The sequence below is a fragment of the Mesorhizobium sp. WSM4808 genome, from assembly GCF_055811675.1.
In genome coordinates this window covers 84,109-102,457 of the sequence record NZ_JBVVQX010000003.1, presented here as the reverse complement: position 1 = coordinate 102,457, position 18,349 = coordinate 84,109, and the positions used below count along the sequence as shown (strand labels likewise).

At 61.9% G+C, this 18,349-nt stretch carries 16 protein-coding genes; 4 read left to right on the top strand and 12 right to left on the bottom strand.

Features of this window, described 5'->3' with window-relative positions; all coding sequences use genetic code 11:
* Nucleotides 1-144: 144 nt before the first annotated feature.
* The 9 genes from AC0L2U_RS05795 to AC0L2U_RS05755 form a co-directional block, all read right to left on the bottom strand.
* A complete protein-coding gene (locus AC0L2U_RS05795) occupies nt 145-1,824 on the bottom strand; it encodes a formate--tetrahydrofolate ligase (RefSeq protein WP_127321325.1) in 1,680 nt (559 codons plus the stop codon).
* A 312-nt stretch (nt 1,825-2,136) separates the two neighbouring features.
* A complete protein-coding gene (locus AC0L2U_RS05790; protein WP_127809509.1) occupies nt 2,137-3,261 on the bottom strand; it encodes a DUF2333 family protein in 1,125 nt (374 codons plus the stop codon).
* 105 nt (nt 3,262-3,366) lie between these two features.
* Nucleotides 3,367-4,671 carry a DUF6638 family protein gene (locus AC0L2U_RS05785; protein ID WP_127809510.1) on the bottom strand — a complete coding sequence of 435 codons (1,305 nt, stop codon included), beginning with the start codon at nt 4,669-4,671 and terminating at the stop codon, nt 3,367-3,369.
* Between the two features lie 67 nt (nt 4,672-4,738).
* Nucleotides 4,739-5,074 carry an endonuclease domain-containing protein gene (locus AC0L2U_RS05780; RefSeq protein WP_473601698.1) on the bottom strand — a complete coding sequence of 112 codons (336 nt, stop codon included), beginning with the start codon at nt 5,072-5,074 and terminating at the stop codon, nt 4,739-4,741.
* A 146-nt stretch (nt 5,075-5,220) separates the two neighbouring features.
* Nucleotides 5,221-7,131 (bottom strand): AAA family ATPase, encoded by a 1,911-nt coding sequence (locus tag AC0L2U_RS05775; RefSeq protein WP_292655562.1) that lies wholly within the window; start codon nt 7,129-7,131, stop codon nt 5,221-5,223.
* 24 nt (nt 7,132-7,155) lie between these two features.
* Nucleotides 7,156-8,301: a hypothetical protein gene (locus AC0L2U_RS05770; protein WP_128289525.1), complete on the bottom strand. Its 1,146-nt coding sequence runs from the start codon at nt 8,299-8,301 to the stop codon at nt 7,156-7,158.
* A 31-nt stretch (nt 8,302-8,332) separates the two neighbouring features.
* Nucleotides 8,333-9,421: a hypothetical protein gene (locus tag AC0L2U_RS05765; protein ID WP_127266549.1), complete on the bottom strand. Its 1,089-nt coding sequence runs from the start codon at nt 9,419-9,421 to the stop codon at nt 8,333-8,335.
* A gap of 311 nt (nt 9,422-9,732) precedes the next feature.
* A complete protein-coding gene (locus AC0L2U_RS05760; protein ID WP_127320774.1) occupies nt 9,733-10,122 on the bottom strand; it encodes a c-type cytochrome in 390 nt (129 codons plus the stop codon).
* 94 nt (nt 10,123-10,216) lie between these two features.
* A complete protein-coding gene (locus AC0L2U_RS05755) occupies nt 10,217-11,074 on the bottom strand; it encodes a LysR substrate-binding domain-containing protein (RefSeq protein ID WP_473601553.1) in 858 nt (285 codons plus the stop codon).
* 102 nt (nt 11,075-11,176) lie between these two features.
* Between AC0L2U_RS05755 and AC0L2U_RS05750 the strand changes: the two genes are divergently transcribed.
* Nucleotides 11,177-12,073: a DMT family transporter gene (locus AC0L2U_RS05750; RefSeq protein WP_473601551.1), complete on the top strand. Its 897-nt coding sequence runs from the start codon at nt 11,177-11,179 to the stop codon at nt 12,071-12,073.
* Nucleotides 12,074-12,142: 69 nt separating this feature from the next.
* Here AC0L2U_RS05750 and AC0L2U_RS05745 read toward each other — a convergent pair whose 3' ends face one another.
* Nucleotides 12,143-12,754 carry a thymidine kinase gene (locus tag AC0L2U_RS05745; RefSeq protein WP_127266553.1) on the bottom strand — a complete coding sequence of 204 codons (612 nt, stop codon included), beginning with the start codon at nt 12,752-12,754 and terminating at the stop codon, nt 12,143-12,145.
* Between the two features lie 257 nt (nt 12,755-13,011).
* On the opposite strand from AC0L2U_RS05745, the gene AC0L2U_RS05740 reads away from it, so the two are divergent.
* From AC0L2U_RS05740 to choV, 3 genes are all read left to right on the top strand, one after another.
* Nucleotides 13,012-13,947: a choline ABC transporter substrate-binding protein gene (locus AC0L2U_RS05740; RefSeq protein ID WP_127266554.1), complete on the top strand. Its 936-nt coding sequence runs from the start codon at nt 13,012-13,014 to the stop codon at nt 13,945-13,947.
* A gap of 123 nt (nt 13,948-14,070) precedes the next feature.
* Entirely contained in the window at nt 14,071-14,925 is an 855-nt protein-coding gene (gene choW, locus AC0L2U_RS05735) for a choline ABC transporter permease subunit (RefSeq protein ID WP_473601549.1), read from the top strand.
* Nucleotides 14,922-16,103 (top strand): choline ABC transporter ATP-binding protein, encoded by a 1,182-nt coding sequence (gene choV, locus AC0L2U_RS05730; protein WP_024504539.1) that lies wholly within the window; start codon nt 14,922-14,924, stop codon nt 16,101-16,103. Before choW ends, choV begins: the two co-directional genes overlap by 4 nt.
* A gap of 50 nt (nt 16,104-16,153) precedes the next feature.
* Here choV and AC0L2U_RS05725 read toward each other — a convergent pair whose 3' ends face one another.
* Both AC0L2U_RS05725 and AC0L2U_RS05720 read right to left on the bottom strand, forming a co-directional pair.
* Complete coding sequence (locus AC0L2U_RS05725) at nt 16,154-17,560, bottom strand: ATP-binding protein (RefSeq protein WP_473601548.1); 1,407 nt, start codon at nt 17,558-17,560, stop codon at nt 16,154-16,156.
* Nucleotides 17,557-18,273: a response regulator gene (locus tag AC0L2U_RS05720; protein WP_127397492.1), complete on the bottom strand. Its 717-nt coding sequence runs from the start codon at nt 18,271-18,273 to the stop codon at nt 17,557-17,559. The genes AC0L2U_RS05725 and AC0L2U_RS05720 overlap by 4 nt, the downstream gene beginning before the upstream one ends.
* Between the last annotated feature and the right edge of the window lie 76 nt (nt 18,274-18,349).

Genomic DNA, 18,349 nt, shown 5'->3' with positions numbered 1-18,349 from the left:
TTAACCCGGGGGGCGCGCCCCAACCCCAAACCATTCTGCGCCACAACCCGGGGGGGGGGCCCCCCCCGCGCGGGTTGGTCAAAATATAAAAAAACACGGGCCCCCCCCGGGGGGGGGCCCCCTTTCTGTTCGAATAGAAGGATTCTAGAACAGGCCTTCGATCTGGCCCATCTCGTTGAGGAAGATCTTTTCCGAGGACGGCGCCCTCGGTAGGCCGGGCATGGTCATGACCTCGCCGCAGATGATGACGACGAAGCCCGCACCTGCCGAAAGCCTGACCTCGCGCACCGGCACCGTGTGGCCGGTCGGCGCGCCGCGCAGGTTCGGGTCGGTCGAGAACGAGTACTGCGTCTTGGCCATGCACACCGGCAGGTGGCCGTAGCCGGCGTCTTCCCAGGCCTTGAGCTGGTCGCGCACCGACTTGTCGGCGATCGCTTCCGAGCCGCGATAGATACGCTGGACGATGGTGTTGATCTTCTCGAACAGCGGCATCGCATCGGGATAGAGCGGCGCGAACTGCGAAGCACCGGATTCGGCCAGTGCCACCACCTTGTTGGCGAGATCCTCGATGCCGGCCGAGCCGTGCGCCCAGTGCTTGCACAGGATCGCCTCTTCGCCCATCGAGGCGACATAGTCCTTCATCGCCTGGATCTCGGCGTCGGTGTCGGAGTAGAAGTGGTTGATCGCGACCACCGCCGGCACGCCGAACTGGCGGATATTCTCGATGTGCCGGCCGAGGTTGGCGCAGCCCTTCTTCACCGCCTCGACGTTTTCCTTGCCGAGGTCTTCCTTCTTGACGCCGCCATTCATTTTCATGGCGCGCACGGTGGCGACAATGACGGCCGCCGCCGGCTTGAGGCCTGCCTTGCGGCACTTGATGTCGAAGAACTTTTCAGCACCGAGGTCGGCGCCGAAGCCGGCTTCGGTGACGACGTAGTCGGCGAGCTTGAGCGCCGTCGTGGTGGCGACGACCGAGTTGCAGCCATGCGCGATGTTGGCGAACGGGCCGCCATGCACGAAGGCCGGGTTGTTCTCCAGCGTCTGCACCAGGTTAGGCTGCATGGCGTCCTTGAGCAACACGGCCATGGCGCCGTCGGCCTTGAGGTCGCGGGCATAGACGGCCGACTTGTCGCGGCGATAGGCGACGATGATGTCGCCGAGGCGCTTTTCCAGGTCCTTCAGGTCGGTCGACAGGCACAGGATAGCCATCACTTCCGAAGCAACGGTGATGTCGAAGCCGCCCTCGCGCGGGAAACCGTTGGCGACGCCGCCGAGCGAGCAGATGATCTCGCGCAGCGCCCGATCGTTCATGTCCATGACGCGGCGCCAGACGACGCGGCGGGTGTCGATGCCGAGCTCATTGCCCCAGTAGATGTGGTTGTCGATCAGTGCGGAAAGCAGATTGTGCGCCGTGGTGATGGCATGGAAGTCGCCGGTGAAGTGAAGGTTCATGTCCTCCATCGGCACGACCTGCGCGTAGCCGCCGCCGGCAGCGCCGCCCTTGACGCCGAAATTCGGGCCTAGCGAGGCCTCGCGGATGCAGACGATCGCCTTCTTGCCGATGCGGTTCAGGCCGTCGCCAAGGCCAACCGTAGTCGTGGTCTTGCCTTCGCCGGCCGGCGTCGGGTTGATGGCGGTTACGAGGATCAGCTTGCCGTCCTTGTTGCCCTTCACCGACTTGATGAATTCGGCTGATATCTTGGCCTTGTCGTGGCCGTAGGGCAGCAGGTGTTCGGTCGGAATGCCGATCTTCTGGCCGATCTCCTGGATCTGCTTTTTCCTGGCGCCGCGCGCGATCTCGATGTCGGACTTCACTTCGGCCATGACGGCTTTCCTCTGGATTGAACGGTGGAGGGGACGGGTTTGATCTTACTGGCAAGCAGGTTGGAACCGGGCGCGGGCATGTTCTAACCCTGTCGCTGCCGCGGCGTCAACTTGTATGCAACTATGTTTCCTCTAGAGAAAATCCTCTGCGGGCCGGCCGACCTGGCGTCGGTTTTTCCTGGCTCCGTTTCCGCGCCGTATAGAAGCCAGAGGATGCGTCGTTCCGCCGTCTCAAAACAGCCGCACAATGCACGGAATGCGACAGAGGCGACGGCGCAAATTCGCCATCGCCTGGTCCCTAATGGAACAGCGTTACTGCGTCAGCACGTTGCTGATTTCGACCATGTTGGAGCGCACCCTGAGCACATAGAAGCCCATCGTCGTCAGGTGCGTCGGCAGCAGCCATCCATCCTCGCGGCCATTGGCGATGATGAAGGGCTGGATGCGCAGCGCCGAGACGAACTGCGCGTCCATCGTGTCCCACAGGCTCTGCAGATGCTTTTCCTTGATGACGTCCTCGAAGTCGGCCTGGGCGCCCTTCATCAGGCCGTAATAGGCGTAGAGTTGGCCGTAGGCGAACCAGTAACGATCGTCAGCGCGGAAATCGAACCAGCCATTGTTGTGGTTTTCCGCGCGTTCCTTGAGGATGGCCGAGGTCGAGCCGATGTCGGATGCGATGCGGTCGATATATTGCTTCAGATTGTCGGCGCGAGCATCGAAGGTCGCCTGGCAGGTGGCAAGTCGTGCGTTGAAGGAGCGCAGCTTGCGCACCGCGTCGCGGTAGTAGCTCGGCGTCGGCGTCTTCGGGCCGAACGGGCTCACCCCGAAATACCAGGTGTATTCGTCGAATTGCAGATTGCCGCGAGCATCCTGCAGATCAGCATCAATCTGCGATGTGGTACGGACCCGGCCGAGATTGTCGGCGAGTTCGGTCGCCGTGCGCCGCACCGCCTGATTGATGCCGCGCTGGAAGGAGGCCTTGTTGTCCATCCACGGCGTGTGGTCCCAGTCGATACCGAACAGGCCCAGCTTGTAGAGGATCATCGACGAGATCCAGGCATTCTGGTTCACGTTGAAGTCGGTCAGGTCAGCGGCGATCTGGGCAATGCCGGAGTTGCCGCAGGTCTTGGCGGTGTCGGTTCCGGCACCGGCGGCGACCTGTTCACCGGCGGAGACGTTGCGCTTCTCGAATGTGTAGGTGCTGGGATAATTGGGGTTGAAGTTGGTCCACCACTGGGTGGCGTAGAAGAAGTTTGCATAGAGGCCGATCAGCACCAGCAGAGCGAGGCCGACCACGGCCTTGAGGATCCAGCCGCGCTGCGTGTACCAGCGTCCGGCCCACAGGAACGGCCACAGGACGACACCGATCAGGAGGCCGATGCCGCGGCCGATCCACTGGAAAATACGGGTGAAGAAATTCACGATCGGATCGAGCATGGCTGTGTCACCCCCTCAAAGCATGATGCCAAAAAGTTGCAGACTTTTTGGATAACATCATACGCCAAAACAAGAAGTTAGAACGAAATAACGGTTCATTTCGTTCTAGTCAGTCAGGCCGTAGAGGCGTGTGCGAAACGCCACCTTGTCCTTCAAATATGTGGTTTTGAGAACGTCCACAACATGCGATCGCCAGGCGTCGCTGAAGCCGTCATAGTCCTTGTAGAAGCCGTCCTTGTTGAAGATGTAGCGCGAGACGAAGTCCGACGGCACGAAATCCGAGATCAGCCGGTTGGTCAGCCAGGCGTCGGGGTGGTCTGGCTTGGCGCGGATCACCAGGAAACGCTGCTGCGGGAAGACATCCTCGATCTTCAGGTGGCCGAGCTGGGCGATCTCGCGCTTGGCGGCGTTGAGGAAGGGAAAATTGCCGTCCCTGGTGATCAGGTCGGCATGGCTCTGGATCCAGGTCTGCAGCCAGACCTTGTCGACATTGGTCAAATTGCGGTTCGGCTCGGCGTCGCGGATCAGCGCGCGCACCACCATCTCGGCCCGGTGCTCGAGATAGCCCGAGGCCTCGACCCAGGAGGCACGCGGCAGCTCGATGCGGCCGGTGGTGGCGAGGAACTTGAACACCTTGTCGGCGTCGTTGATCGAGAGATAGCTGACCTGCCACGGCCGCGAGCGGCGAAAACCGGGGGCGGCCGGATCGCTGATCACCGTCGTCACATCCGGATCGACGAACACGTAGAGCCCGCCGAAATGCCTGGTCCAGTAGGCGTTATGTCGGAAGATCACCTGGTCGGGTACCAGCGCGTTCTCGCGGATGTCGCCGCAGATCTTGGCGAGCTCGACCATGCGGGTCAGCATGGCGTTGTCGCGCCAGGCATCTGGCTCCTGCTTCAGCCGGTCCACGAGCTTGCCGAGTTCGGCTGCCTTGCCCAGCACATCCTCAGCCGACAGCACCTTGAATTCGACCTGGCTGATCGACAGCAAATCCTCGATGTCGTTGACCTTGGGAATGGAATCCTCGATCTCGCCGTAGATGACGTCTTTGATCGTCAGCGCATCGATGGCGCGCCGGTTCCTGGACATGAACTCGAACATGAGTTGCGAGGTGTTGGAGAAGGCGGTGTGCACCACCGGCAGGTCGATCTGCGACGGCGTCAGGATGATGAAACGGCGGTTGACCTCGTTGGGATCGAGATAGTCATAATCGTCACATTCCTCGGCCACTTCGGGCGAGAAGCCGGTGCGGTCGATCTGGAAGCTCTTCAGTTTCGTCGGCTTCAAGCCGAATGCGGCCAGCGCCTTGTTGTAGCGCTGGATCAGGTGCGGCTCGTCGACCGTCAGCAGCCGGCCATAGATTAGCTCGTTGTCGCGCAAGAGATCGGGTTTCTTGGCGGGGCTCATCTTCCCTTCTCCCCGTTTACGGGGAGAAGGTGCCCGAAGGGCGGATGAGGGGCGGCGCAGACGCTCATCATCTTTCCTCCGACGTTGAAGCTGGCAAAAACTTCACATCGACAGCAATCATTTTCCGATCGAGTCGACCATCCAGCGCAGCAACAATCGTATCCAGCACGCTCTTACGGCTCGTCAAAACATCAGCGTGCCAAACCCTCAACACCGACCAGCCGTTCCTGTTCATCGTCTCATCCCTGTATCGATCGTGGGGCCGATTTGCATGCTGACTTCCATCGACTTCCACTACCAGATTAGCCTCACGGCAGGCGAAGTCTGCGAAATATGGGCCGACCGGGAGCTGACGGATAAACTTGTGGCCATTCAGCCGCCTTCCACGCATTTCGTGCCACAGCCATTCCTCGGCATCATTCTCGACTTTCCGAAGCTGCCGGGCGGGCTTGCTACCTTTGGCTCATTACTGCCTCGCACAGCGCTGCCCCTCATCCGCCCTTCGGGCACCTTCTCCCCGTGAACGGGGAGAAGGAAGAGGTGCCAGGCTCACGCATTCCATAGCCCCTTTTTCTTCATCTCCTCCATCTCGCGCGCGGCTCGCTCGCGCAAGCGGGCGTCGCGCAGCAGTTTTTGCACGGCGGAGTCGTCGGACTTGTCGGAATAGCGGAACTCCGAGTCGGCATAGCGGTTGATCTCCTGCATGACCATGTCCATCGAGAACGGCCCGCGCAGTTCCTCGATCATCGCTTTCTTCTCGTCGTAGCCCTTGTGCATGAAGACCTCCGGCTTCTCGAACCAGTCGTCGGGAAGCTCGATGTCCATGGCGCGCATCTTGATAGCGTCGGTGACGTTCTTGATGGCGCGGCCGGTGAAGCGGGGCTCGGCATCCTTGATCAGGTGCAGATAGGTGCCGATGTCGGCCATCGATTTCGGTGCGCCGTTCTCCTTCATGTAGCGCTCGTAGACCTTCATCAGCCCGTCTTCTTGCGGCCTCTCGTGCTCCTCATAGGCTTCGGTCACGGCGCGCTGGATTTCCTGCGCGGCGTAGAGATCGTGGTCGCCGAGCGGGATCTTGTGGTTTTTTCCCGCCAGCAGGACAAAAATGTCGATGTAGTCGTTGCGGCTCTGCGGCCCGTCGACCAGCCAGCGGGCGCCGGCGCGCTGGCGCAGCGCGTCGTCGACATTTTCGGGATAGTTGGAGAACATGCCGAACGAGCAGTTGCCGCGCACCACGGTCGCGGCACCGGCGAAGGCATCCATCAAGACGCCGGTGATTTCCTGCTGGCCGGCCGAGGCGCGGTCGTCTGAGCGGCGCGCCGCCACCTGGTCGATGTCGTCGATGGTCCCGAATCCGATGACGCGCGGGTTCAGCACATTGTTGATGAACTGGCGGCAGTTCTGGCCTGATTTGCCCTGATAGGACGAGATCTGGTCGACGCCGAAATTCTCGTAGGCGAAGGGATAGCCGGCGACCTGGCAATAGCCGTTGACGAGGCCGGCGATCATCTGGATCAGCGTCGTCTTGCCGGTGCCGGGGGCGCCGTCGCCAATGAAGGTGAACAGGAAGCCGCCGAGTTCGACGAACGGATTGAGTTCGCGCTCGAAGTCGTAGGCCATCAGCATCTTGGCGAGCTTGACCGACTGGTATTTGGCGATGTGGTTGCCGACGACCTCTTCCGGCTTCTTGAATGTCATCACCAGCGGTTTTGAACGCTTGCCCGGCGCGACGTCGAAACCATCGAGGGTGAAATCGTCGGCATCGATACGGATATGCGCGTTCTCGAACGGGCCGATGCCGTCGAAGCGGCCCTTGCGGGCCAGAAGCCCGTCGATGGCGACGCGGGCGAAGGCGCGCGCCCTTGTCATCAGGTCGGCGTCGTCGGACGATCCCGAGATCGCCTTGTCGAGGCCTGCCAGGATCGACTTCACCGCATCCTGCGGCGTATCGAACAGGAAGTCCGGTTCGGGACTGTCGTTGGGCGCCTCGCCGTCGCTGTCGATCAGCTGGAATAGGTAGGAGGCGAGGCTGAAGGCCGAAATGTAAGCCGAGGCCGACAGAAGCTTCTTGAAGGTGGACGCCTCGTCGCCCTCGAGCGGCGCGCGGGTGTTCTTGGCCTGCAGACTTTCAAGGTCCGAGCCCTCGGCAAAGACGTCCGATATTGCCAGCGCGATCGCCGTGCCGCGCCGGGCGCGAAACAGGAGCGTGTGCTGCGGGATGGTCAGCAGCTGGTCGTCGGGATGAACGGCGCCGACGGTCTTGGCCAGCTCGACCTCGCGCGTGCGGCGCACCGAACCGACCGAGACGGTCGAAACGAAGCGGCGATTGGTGCCGGCAAGTGCTGTGCCGGAGGAGCTAGACGGGTCCTCCAGCACGACGACACGGGTGATGAAGCTCTGCGCGGTAGCGCGGTGCTTCTCGATGGCGGCTTCCGGGATGGTGGTCAGGCCGGTATCCATGAAGGGTGCTCCGTGGTGTGACGGTCAGACGTCTGAGATGACCTGTCCGTTCGACAGAATGTGAACCTTGTAGCCGGCAAAGATCTTCTGCGCCTCGCCGGCGGCGTAGAGCGCCTGATAGGCCTCGTGCGGGATCAGCGCATGGTTTTCGTAGCTCGACACGCCCTGGCGCGCGGCTTCCAGATCGTCGGTATTGATGAAGAATTCCTGCGTCGTCTTCTCGCTGGAAAACAGCCCCTTGCGGCCGGGTTTCTCGGCCTTGGAATAGACTTCCTGGATGGTCCAGGTCAAAAGCCAGGCATTTTCCGGCTTGCGCACCTTGGCCAGGACTTCGGTCACCGTCGAATTGTTGTCGGTGATGCCAGCCGAATAGAACGGGCCGAGCACGACGCGGCGCAGCTGCTTGGGATGCAGCTGCTCGAAATCCTTGTCGAGATTGACCGCGATGGTCGCCGGCGACAGCGTGTAGGCGGAGTTCTTCTCGGTGAAATCGTCGAAACGGTGGGCAAGCTCGGGATTGAGCAGGCCATCGACCGGCAGAGGAATGTCGATCGTCTCGTTCAGCTTGCCGTTTCTGTCGACGAGCTGGCGGATCATCGTTTCGGACGAATCCTCCACCGTCACCATGTAGACCAGAGGCAGGTTGGCGCTGCCGTCGAACGTCGCCCAGTGGACGAGATAATAGGGCCGCCCCGTCTTCGGATTGACCGAGACCTTGGCCGTTTGCGCCAGGGTGAACGGGCCGAACGTGTTCTCGCTTTTCACGTCCTCGAGATAAAGCCGCTCGGCTATCGACTTCTGCAGCGCCGCGGGGAATTCCTTGTGGCGCAGGATGAAGTCGGCCATTTCCTCGCGCAACTCGCCGGCGAGCGGAATGTTGGCAAGCCGCGCGTCGGCCTGGCGTCGGTCGTTTTCCAGTTCGAGCAGGTTCTGGAACACCGGAAATCCGCTTTCGGCGCGCGAAATGCGGAATGTGTCCATGAAGCCCAGCCGGTTGCGCCAGCAGGAAAACGACTTGTCGAGCCTGGCGATGTGTTCGGCGACGATCTTGGCGACGATGCCGTGCCGGTAGAGCGGCGAGCGATCGTCGCGCATGAACACTTCAAGGCCGCTGAGCGCGGCCGTGATGGCGGAAAAATACCGTGCCGCCGCTTCGTTTTCGGGGGTCATGCCTGGTCGCTCGCGGGCAGTGCTGTCACCCTTAAGACTGCACGTAGTTAGCCGAATTGTGCTTCTTCAGCACCTCGTCGAAGCGGCGGGCGAAGGCATCGTCGGCCAGCTTCTTGCGGCGCTGGATATCGGCGGTGGCGACCATGTTCTTCTCGTGCATCTCAAGCAGGTCACCGATGTGCTTTTGCGAAGCAGCACCGATACCGGCCATGGTTTCCTCGGCGGTGTTGTCGACCTGGCTGCCCAGCGTGTTGATCTTGTGGGCGACGTCCTGCTGGGCGGCGGTCTTCAGCGAATCTTCCAGCGCCTTGTAGAGCACGATGCGCTGCTCGGTATCGATGGTCAGCTTGTTGATCAGCGTCGATTGCGCGGCGATCTGGTTGTTGAGCGAATCGACGAAGGTCTGGAACATCGAGGTGTAACGCTCGAGCGTCTGGCTCTCGGCCAGCAGTTCCTGCTCCTTGGCCTGCTTTTCGTTGTATTCCGTCGCCAGCTTGGAGCGTTCGCCTTCGAGCTGCGTGCGGTCCTTCTGGCTGGTCGAAGCGGCGATCTTGTTTTCGATGTCGAGCAGCATCGGGTTGAGCTCCTCGATGCGCTTCTGCACGGCTTCGAGGTTGGTCATGGTGGTCTTGCGGCGCTCGATCACCTGCGACAGGCTGGTTTCCGAGGTCTTGTAGCGTTGGTCGAGAACCTCTTTCTGCGCCTTCAATATGCCGACGATGGTGTCGGATTTGACCAGCAGTTCCTGCAGATTGCCGGCCAGCGACATGTTGCGGACGCGGTCGGTGCGCATGCGCTGCTTGCTCTGGCTGGAGAAGATGCCAATGAATTTTTCCCAGCCGGTGTAGTTCTTCATGCTCTCGAACTCGGCGCCGAAGACGTTGGTGGCGTCCTCCAGCCCGATGATCAGGTCGGCAATGTTGCCTTCCATCACCTTCTGCTGCTTCAGCACATCCTCGATGCGGGCGTTCTCGAGGTCGAAATTGGCGTCGCCGATCTTCTTGTCTGATGTGGCAAGCGTATCAAGCATGGTGCCGGATTGCTCGATCTTGGAGCGCATGTCCTGCACGACCTGCTTGGTCTTGGCAATTTCGGCGTCGAAATTCTGCAATGTCGCCATTGGGGCCTCCCGCTTCGGCATGACGTCGCTGGTCGCGAACAGCGGCGAATATATGTGGGGCATCAGGGGATTGAAAGACGTGAAGACAAGGGCGGCGTGAAAACAAAAAAATTCGTCAGGGTCTTGAAAGCCAGTGAAGGCTTGGGCTTAGCGTGATTAGCTTGCCGACCAGCCATAGTTCAGCTGTCATTGAACTTTCATGCGGCAAGGCGAAGGCGCACGGATGCCTTTGTATTGGGCAAACCACCGAAGCAATCGCGGCCGCGATATGCGACGAGAAAGCCGGTTTTACAGAGCTGGCGAACAGCGGATCAGGGCTTGGGATCGGCCTTCAGATAGGCGATGACATTGGCGATGTCGTCGTCCTTGGTCAGGCCGGCAAACGCCATCTTGTTGCCGGGCACTTTCAGCTTGGGTGCCCTGAGATACTCGGCGATATTGGCTTCATCCCAGACCAGGCCGGCGGCGCCGGCACTCTTCATCGCCTCGGAATAGCGGCCAAGATAACTCTCGGCGCTACCGGCGGTGCGGCCAACGACGCCCAACAGATGCGGACCGACCTTGTCGCGGTCGGTGGCTGCTTCATGGCAGGCCATGCACCGGTTAAAGGCCTTCTTGCCCAGGGTCGGGTCGCCGCCGGCATGGGCCACAAGCGAGCTGGCGAGGAGAAGGATGCTGGCGGACGAAGCGGCTCTTAACATGCTGCCCCCGGAGAGTTCTGGCTGGCGGCCTTATAGTACCGAGGCTTTAACAAACGCTGCATCGCGGCGGGATTGCGGAAGACAGGCCCGCGGGTCAGGCCTGTTGTGCCAGATCGCGGCGCAGGAAATCATTCAGCCGCTCGACCGCCTGGGTCGTCGACAGCGGGTTACGCAGGATTCCGATTTCGAGGTCCGGCAGCACCGGAAGCCCTTCATTACCGCCAACGATGCGCAGCGATGGCGGAACGCTGCGCATCGCAAGGCCAGCCACCGCGAGCCCGGCCTGGACGACGGCGATCAGGCCAAGCAGAGAGGCGCTTGAATAGGTACAGCGATAGAAGCGGTCGGCATCGCCAAGCGCCTGCAGGACATTCATCCTGGCGGCGCAGCCCGGTTCGAACAAGGCGACCGGAAGCGGGTCGGCCTCCCAGGCGACATGGTTGGGCGAGGCGACCCAGACGAAGCGTTCCAGCCGGATCACCTCAAGCGGCTGCTCCGGCAAGCGGGTGATGATCGCCAGATCCAGCCGCCCCTCCGCCAGCGTCTTCACCAGCGCGGTCGACTGTTCGCAGATCAACTCCACCGTCACCAGGGGATGCTCCGCCGCGAAGCGTGAGAGCACGGGCGGTAGGAGGAAGGCGGCATAGTCGTCGGGCACCCCCAAGCGGACGCTGCCTGTCTCCTTGGGCCGGGTGACGCTTGCCCAGGCTTCATCCGACAGTTTCAGCAACCGGCGCGCATAGATCAGGAAATCCTCGCCGATCGCATTGGGAGTGACGGTTCTGGGACCACGCACCAGAAGCTGGTTGCCGACCATCTCCTCCAGCCGCTGCATCTGCATGCTGACCGCCGACTGGCTGCGGCCGACCCGAGGTGCTGCATTGGAAAGGCTGCCGCTCTCGACGACGGCGACAAAGGTTTTCAGCAGGTTGAGATCGAGTGGCGCGGCCATGGTGCTATCAGCATATCGAATAGATCATTCCAAATCTATTCGCTTGTTTGAAGGCCGTGCCGGTGACCAGATGGTTGGGAGTACCGGCTGGACGAAACACCCATGGCAGACGCATCGACAGCCCGCTTTCCGGCCGCCAGCCTCGCTCTGGCAATGGTGATTGCCGGCACGGTCGGCGCCTTCGCCACGGAATCGGGGCTGCATCCCGTCACCGTCGTCTTCTGGCGATGTGTGTTCGGCGCGATCTTCCTTCTCATATGGTGCCTGTTGCGCGGCTACCTGCCGGATCGGACGCTGTTGCCGTCCCGGCTTGCCCTTGCAGCACTTGCCGGCGTGTGCATGGTGCTGAGCTGGACGGCCTTCTTCGCAGGCTTCGCCATGACGTCGATCGCCACGACGACGATTATCTACCATATCCAACCGTTCTTCGTGGTCCTGATCGGCGTGGTTTTCCTAAGGGAACGCATCTCGCCCGACCAACTGCTGTGGATGCTCGCTGCCTTTCTCGGCGTCGTGCTGGCCAGCGGCCTCGTTTTCGCGCACGGTCATGCCGATGCCAACTGGGTGCCGGGCATTGCGCTGACGCTGGGCGGCGCACTGCTCTATGCCGTTACAACGATCCTAGCCAAAGGCCTGGGCCAGCAGCGCGCCGAAATCACGGTACTCTGCCAAACACTGGTGGGGGTCGTCATGCTCGCCCCGTTCGCCGGCATCGGCCAACATATTGCGCCTGCATCATGGGGCTGGCTGCTCGGCATCGGCGTGCTGCACACTGGCATCGCCTATTTGTTGATGAATTCGGCCTTCCCACGGCTGACGACACCGGTGATCGGCGTCATCACCTTCATCTACCCGGTCGTCGCCATTATCGTCGACTGGGCTATCTACGGGCATCCGCTCGGACCGGCGCAGGCAGCCGGCATGGCACTGATTGCGCTGGCAACGCTTGGTGTGCGGCTTGGCTGGCGGTTTCCAAGACGGCGTGTCTCGACCGTGTGAGCCCGAAGCAATTCCCGGGAAAGCACATAGCGCTTCCCCTGGAATTGCTCCAATAACCAAGAGACAGAGTCAGCCTTTGATAAAGCCGATGAAATCGTCTGGCGTGGCGCGGCCCATCTCTTCCTCCCAGTGGCGGCGGCAGAGCGAGACATAGACATCCTTGCCGATTGCCACCTGCTCGCCCTGGCGCGCCACCTTGCCATCGGGGCCGAGGCGCACGACCATCGTCGCCTTGCGGCCGCATCGGCAGATGGTGCGCACTTCGCGCAAATCGTCGGCGATGGCCAGCAGCGCGCGCGAGCCGGAAAACAGCTTGCCCTGGAAATCGGTACGCAGGCCGTAGCACATGACCGGGATGTTCAACCGGTCGGCGATGCGGGCGAGCTGCCAGACCTGCTCCTCCTCGAGGAACTGCGCCTCGTCGACGAAGACGCAATGCACTGACGTATGCGCGTGATGCTCGGTGACGCGGGCGAACAGATCGTCGCCATCGCGGAACATCTCGGCTTCCGTCTCCAGGCCGATGCGCGACGAGATCAGGCCGGTGTCGCCCTTGCGGTAGTGGCCGGCGACGAACAGCATCGTGCCCATGCCGCGCTCGCGATAATTGTAAGAGGCCTGCAAGAGCATCGTCGTCTTGCCGGCGTTCATCGTCGCATAGTGGAAGTACAGCTTGGCCATGCCGCTCTTTTAAGCCGACTTGGCCTGACACGGGGAGGGGTGGTCGCCCGCATTCCCCTGAAAAAGCCGGCCCGTCTTCGAAAAAACCGTCCGGCATGACAAAAGCGCCTGATGTGTCGCTGATTGGCCAGCCCGCGCCGTTGATCGTGATTGTCTTAATGCTTGAAACCACACCAAAATGGTGTTTGGCTGACGAAACAAGGCGGGCATAGAAACCGTAGCTACGCTTCGCCAAGAATAACAATGGGAGACTGTCTATGTCGCGTATGAACTCTTTCGTCGCCGGCCTCGGCCTGGCGGCTTTTTTGTCCACCAGCGCTGCCTTTGCCGGCGATCCGGCGAGCTGCAAGGCGGTGCGCCTTTCCGATGTCGGCTGGACCGACATCCAGGCGACGACCGGCATCGCCTCCGTGCTGCTGACCGCGCTCGGCTATGAGCCGCAGACGATCCAGCTGTCGGTGCCCGTGACCATGGCGTCGCTGAAGAACAAGGATCTCGACGTGTTCCTCGGCAACTGGATGCCGTCGATGACCAACGACATCAAGGACTATACCGCCGATGGCTCGGTCGAGACGATCAGCACCAACCTGACCGGCGCCGGCTACGGCATCGTCGTGCCGACCTATGTCGCTGACGCCGGCGTGAAATCGCTGACCGATATCGGCAAGTTCAAGGACAAGTTCAACGGCAAGATCTATGGCATCGAGGCCGGCAATGACGGCAACCGCATCATCCTCGACATGATCAAGAACCCGAAAGACAACCTCGAAGGCTTCGAGCTGGTCGAATCCTCGGAGGCCGGGATGCTGACGCAGGCCGAGCAGTCGATGAAGAGCAATGAATGGATCGCCTTCCTCGGCTGGACGCCGCATCCGGTGATGGGTGCCATGAAGATCACCTATCTCGATGGCATGGGCGACAGCGGCTTCGGCGCCGCCACTGTCCATACCAATGTGCGCAAGGGTTACACCACCGAGTGCCCGAATGCCGGCAAGTTCATCGCCAACCTGAAGTTCAATCTCGATATGGAAGGCGAGATAATGGACGCGATCCTCAAGGGCGCTGACGCCAATACGGCTGCGACCGACTGGCTCAAGAAGCATCCGGACGCGGTTGCTCCGTGGATTGCCGGCGTGACCACTTTCGATGGCGGCGACGCCGCTGCAGCCGTGAAGACTGCGCTCGGAAGCTGAGCAGGTCTTGCGTTCGGCGTGACCGATCAAGAAGGGCAGTCACTGTAGAAAGGGCTGCCCTTTTTCATATCCTGTGACAAGATGACCGTCCGGCAAGGACGGCGACTGCCAAAGAGGGGCAAGATGGATCCGATTTCAAAATTCTTTGTCAGTTATAAAATCCCCATAGGCGAGTGGGGCAAAGCGTTCTTCACCTTCCTTACCGACAATTTCAACACCTTCTTCCGCGGCCTCTCCGGCGGCTTGAATTTCCTGCTCGATGGAGTGGTCGACACGCTGCTGTTGGTACCGCCGGTCCTTCTCATCGCGCTGATTGCACTGCTTGCCTATTATCTGCAGCGATCGAGAGGCTTGGCGGTGGCTGTCTTTCTCGGGTTGCTGTTCATCCTCAACCAGAACCTCTGGAAGCAGACGGTAGAGACACTGGTGCTGGTGGTTGCCGCCGCCGCCGCCTCGATGGCCATCGGTGTGCCACTCGGTATCTGGGCGGCGCACAAGCCGAAGGTCTATCGCGTCATGCTGCCGGTGCTCGATTTGATGCAGACGCTGCCGACCTTCGTCTACCTGATCCCGGTGCTGACGCTGTTCGGCCTCGGCAATGCGCCCGGCCTCATCGTCACCATCATCTTCGTCATCCCGACCGCGGTTCGTCTCACGCATCTCGGCGTCGTCTCGGTGCCGAAGTCGATCGTCGAGGCCGGCGAGGCGTTCGGCGCCACCAAGAGCCAGTTGCTGTGGAAGGTGGAGCTGCCCTCGGCGCTGCCCACCATCATGGCCGGTCTGACGCAATCGATCATGCTGTCGCTGTCGATGGTGGTGTTTGCCGCACTGATCGGCGCCGGCGGCCTCGGCACCGAAATCAACCGGGCACTGGGTTCGCGCAAGATCGACCTCGGGCTTGAGGCGGGCCTCGCCATCGTCGTTTTGGCCATCGTGCTCGACCGGATGACCCGCATCGCCGTTGGAGGCAATAAATGACCGTCGCCGTCGATTTCCGGAACGTCGATATCGTCTTCGGCGCCGACCAGGCCGGATCGCTGAAGATGATCGACGCCGGAGCCAGCCGCGCCGAGATCCTCGAAAAGACCGGCAATGTACTGGGTTGCGCCGGCGCCAGCCTGACGGTGAACGAGGGCGAGATCTCCGTCCTGATGGGCCTCTCCGGTTCGGGCAAGTCGACATTGCTTCGGGCGGTCAACCGGCTCAACGTGGTGTCGCGCGGCCAAGTGCTGGTCAAGGATGGCGACAAAACCGTCGACGTCGTCACCTGCGACGAGGCGACCCTGCGGCGCCTGCGCCAGAAACAGGTGGCGATGGTGTTCCAGCAGTTCGGCCTTTTGCCCTGGCGCACGGTGGAGGAGAATGTCGGTCTCGGCCTCGAACTCGCCGGCGTACCGGAAGCCGAGCGCAAGGAGCGCGTGCAACGCCAGCTCAAGCTGGTCAATCTCGACCAGTGGTCGAAGAAATACGCGCATGAGCTGTCGGGCGGCATGCAGCAGCGCGTCGGCCTGGCGCGGGCCTTCGCCACCGAGGCGCCGATCCTGCTGATGGACGAGCCGTTCTCGGCGCTCGACCCGCTGATCCGCACCAAGCTGCAGGACGAATTGCTGCAGCTGCAGGCCGAATTGAAGAAGACCATCATCTTCGTCAGCCACGACCTCGAGGAGGCGCTGAAGATTGGCTCCCACATCACCATCATGGAGGGTGGTCGCATCGTGCAAACCGGCGCGCCGGAGGACATCGTGCTGCGGCCTGCCAACGACTATGTCCGCGACTTCATCGCCAATGTGAACCCGCTGTCGGTGCTGACCGCCTGGAACGTGATGCGCGACCGTCGCGATCTGGAGCACGGCAAGGACGGCTGGGTGTGGCTCGACCGCCGCAAGACGACGCGCTTCAAGATCGATGATCACGGGCTTGTGGCGGCGGCCGAACGCGATGGCAAGCCGGCGGTCTGGGTGTCGTGCGCCGACGTCGAAGGCCAATCCGAGGAAGCCGCGCAAGTGTTCTGGGCCAATCCGGGCACCTCGCTAAAAACCGTGATGCTGGCCATGCACCGTTCACAGACCGCTCCCGTGGCGCTGTTCGACGACCAGTCGCGCTTCGTCGGCGCCATCGGTATCCGCGATGTCCTGAGCGCGGTGCTGAGAAGGTAGGTTCTTCCGAACTCAATATTGACGAGGCGGCGACCAATCGCGCCTCTTTTTTAAGCCGCCAGCGGCAGGCGCAGTTGGGTCAGCAGGCCACCGCCCGGGTTGTTGGACAGGCGGATCTCGCCGCCGGCGGCACGCGCGATGTTGCGGGCAATGGTCAGGCCGAGGCCCAGACCGCCGGTCTGGCGGTTGCGCGATTGTTCAAGGCGCACGAACGAGCCGAACACGGCGTCGATCTGCGCCTGCGGTATGCCCGGCCCTTCGTCGCGGATGGTGAGCAGGATCATGTCTTCCGACCGGCGCAGCGAAAGATGCGCCTTCTTGCCGTAGGTGACCGCGTTCTGCACCAGATTGGTGACACAGCGCTTGAGCGCGACCGGCCGCGCCATGCAGATCAGTCCGCGCGAACGGGTCTCGTCGTCGAACGACACGTCGTCATAGCCGTCGGCGATCGATTCCACGAGCGACCAGAAATCGATGCGTTCGTTCTTTTCCTCGGTCACTTCGAAGGTGGCGAAGTCGATCACCGAGCTGGCGATGCCCTCGACGTCGGCGAGGTCGTGCGCCAGCGCCTCGCGGACCGCCGATTTGCGCAACAGCTCCAGGCGCAGGCGCATCCTGGTCATCGGCGTGCGCAGATCATGCGCCAGTGCCGCCGCCAGATGTTCGCGGTCTTCGACATATTCGCGCAACCTTGCCTGCATGGCGTTGATCGCCTTGGCGGCGGCTCGCACTTCGCGGCTGCCGCTCTCAGCGATCGGTGGGCTCTTCAGATCCTTGCCGATCCGGTTCACGGCGGTCTCCATCATCCGGTAGGGCGCCGTCAGCCGACGCAGCGACCAGATCGACATGATCACCACCAGCCCTGCGATCAGCGAATAGAGCGGCAGGCTGTCGAAGCTCAGGATCGGGCCGACGGGCGTGATCGGCTCGGTGAAATTCAGCCATTGGCCGTCGGCGAAGCGCAGCGAGGCCGTCAGCTTGTCGCTCTGGGCGAAGTCGGCGGCCAATACCAGAAGGTCGCGTTCGACCTGGCCGATGTCGGGTCCCGGCGCCGTGCCGTCCGCGTCATCGGCCTCGCGCGTCGCCGGATCGCGGCGTACGCGTGCATCGGTGATGCCGAATTTCGACAGCCTGCCGACGAGGATATCTTCGAGTTCGGCCAGTTCGTCGTCACCGGCGATCGACGAAGTGACCGCCGGCGTGTCCGAAACGGTGAGCGCGTAGGTGGAATTGAACAGGCCGGTCGCCGTCGCCTTGCGCTCGTCCGGACTGGCGTCATGCATGAGCTGCACCAGCGAGAAGGCACGGTCGTTGAGCCGGTAGAGGTCGACGACGTCGTTGGCCGCCGCGCGGTCGCGCGATACGATGTAAAGGGTCGCGACTTGGCTGATCAGCAGGCCGGCAATGACGATCAGCAGCACCCAGACAGGCAAGGTCTGCGGCAGGAAACGCCTCATTCGGAGGTCGTCTCGGGCAGGAACTGGTAGCCGCCGCTGCGTACGGTCAGGATCAGCTTGGGCGTCTTCGGGTCGTCCTCCATCTTGCGTCGCAACCGGCTGACCAGGATGTCGATGCTGCGGTCGAAGGAATAGTCGCTGTCGCCGCCTGACAGCTCGATGAGCTGGTCGCGGGTCAGCACGCGCTGCGCGCTCTTGACGAAGGTCTGCAGCAGGTTGAATTCGGCCATGGTCAGCTCGACCCTGACATCGTCGGGTGCGATCAGCCGGCGCCGAGCACAGTCCATCGTCCAGCCGGCGAAGCGGTAGATCTGCTTGGTAGAAGCGCGCTTGGGCTCGGCGGCGCCATTGCGCCTGAGCACGGCGCGGATGCGCGCCAAAAGCTCGCGCGGGTCGAAGGGTTTGGGCACATAATCGTCGGCGCCCATTTCCAGGCCGACGACGCGGTCGGTCGTCTCGGTGACGGCGGTCAGCATGATGATCGGCGTCGAATACTGGGCCCGCAGGTCGCGGCACAGCTCCAGCCCGCTCTTGCCGGGCAGCATCACGTCAAGGACGATGAGGTCCACCTGGACGCGCCGCAGGATGGTCTCCATCTCGACGCCGTCGGCGGCAACCGAGGTGTGCAGGCCCCGCTTCTGGAAGAATTCCTGCAGCAGATCGCGGATACCCTTGTCGTCGTCGACGATCAGTATGTGTGCGTCGGATTTCACAGCAGCCCTGTCATTGTTGCCAAGCCCTTCTGTCTTTGATTGCCAAGCCCTTCTGTCGCAACCCACACGATAGAAT

Excerpts from the sequence above, each read along its gene's own strand:
- AC0L2U_RS05770 (WP_128289525.1), bottom strand. The coding sequence starts at position 8,301 with ATGACCCCCGAAAACGAAGCGGCGGCACGGTATTTTTCCGCCATCACG.
- AC0L2U_RS05795 (WP_127321325.1), bottom strand. The coding sequence starts at position 1,824 with ATGGCCGAAGTGAAGTCCGACATCGAGATCGCGCGCGGCGCCAGGAAA.
- AC0L2U_RS05775 (WP_292655562.1), bottom strand. The coding sequence starts at position 7,131 with ATGGATACCGGCCTGACCACCATCCCGGAAGCCGCCATCGAGAAGCAC.
- AC0L2U_RS05725 (WP_473601548.1), bottom strand. The coding sequence starts at position 17,560 with ATGAGGCGTTTCCTGCCGCAGACCTTGCCTGTCTGGGTGCTGCTGATC.
- AC0L2U_RS05785 (WP_127809510.1), bottom strand. The coding sequence starts at position 4,671 with ATGAGCCCCGCCAAGAAACCCGATCTCTTGCGCGACAACGAGCTAATC.
- AC0L2U_RS05750 (WP_473601551.1), top strand. The coding sequence starts at position 11,177 with ATGGCAGACGCATCGACAGCCCGCTTTCCGGCCGCCAGCCTCGCTCTG.
- AC0L2U_RS05755 (WP_473601553.1), bottom strand. The coding sequence starts at position 11,074 with ATGGCCGCGCCACTCGATCTCAACCTGCTGAAAACCTTTGTCGCCGTC.
- AC0L2U_RS05765 (WP_127266549.1), bottom strand. The coding sequence starts at position 9,421 with ATGGCGACATTGCAGAATTTCGACGCCGAAATTGCCAAGACCAAGCAG.
- AC0L2U_RS05740 (WP_127266554.1), top strand. The coding sequence starts at position 13,012 with ATGTCGCGTATGAACTCTTTCGTCGCCGGCCTCGGCCTGGCGGCTTTT.
- choV (WP_024504539.1), top strand. The coding sequence starts at position 14,922 with ATGACCGTCGCCGTCGATTTCCGGAACGTCGATATCGTCTTCGGCGCC.
- AC0L2U_RS05760 (WP_127320774.1), bottom strand. The coding sequence starts at position 10,122 with ATGTTAAGAGCCGCTTCGTCCGCCAGCATCCTTCTCCTCGCCAGCTCG.
- AC0L2U_RS05745 (WP_127266553.1), bottom strand. The coding sequence starts at position 12,754 with ATGGCCAAGCTGTACTTCCACTATGCGACGATGAACGCCGGCAAGACG.
- AC0L2U_RS05790 (WP_127809509.1), bottom strand. The coding sequence starts at position 3,261 with ATGCTCGATCCGATCGTGAATTTCTTCACCCGTATTTTCCAGTGGATC.
- choW (WP_473601549.1), top strand. The coding sequence starts at position 14,071 with ATGGATCCGATTTCAAAATTCTTTGTCAGTTATAAAATCCCCATAGGC.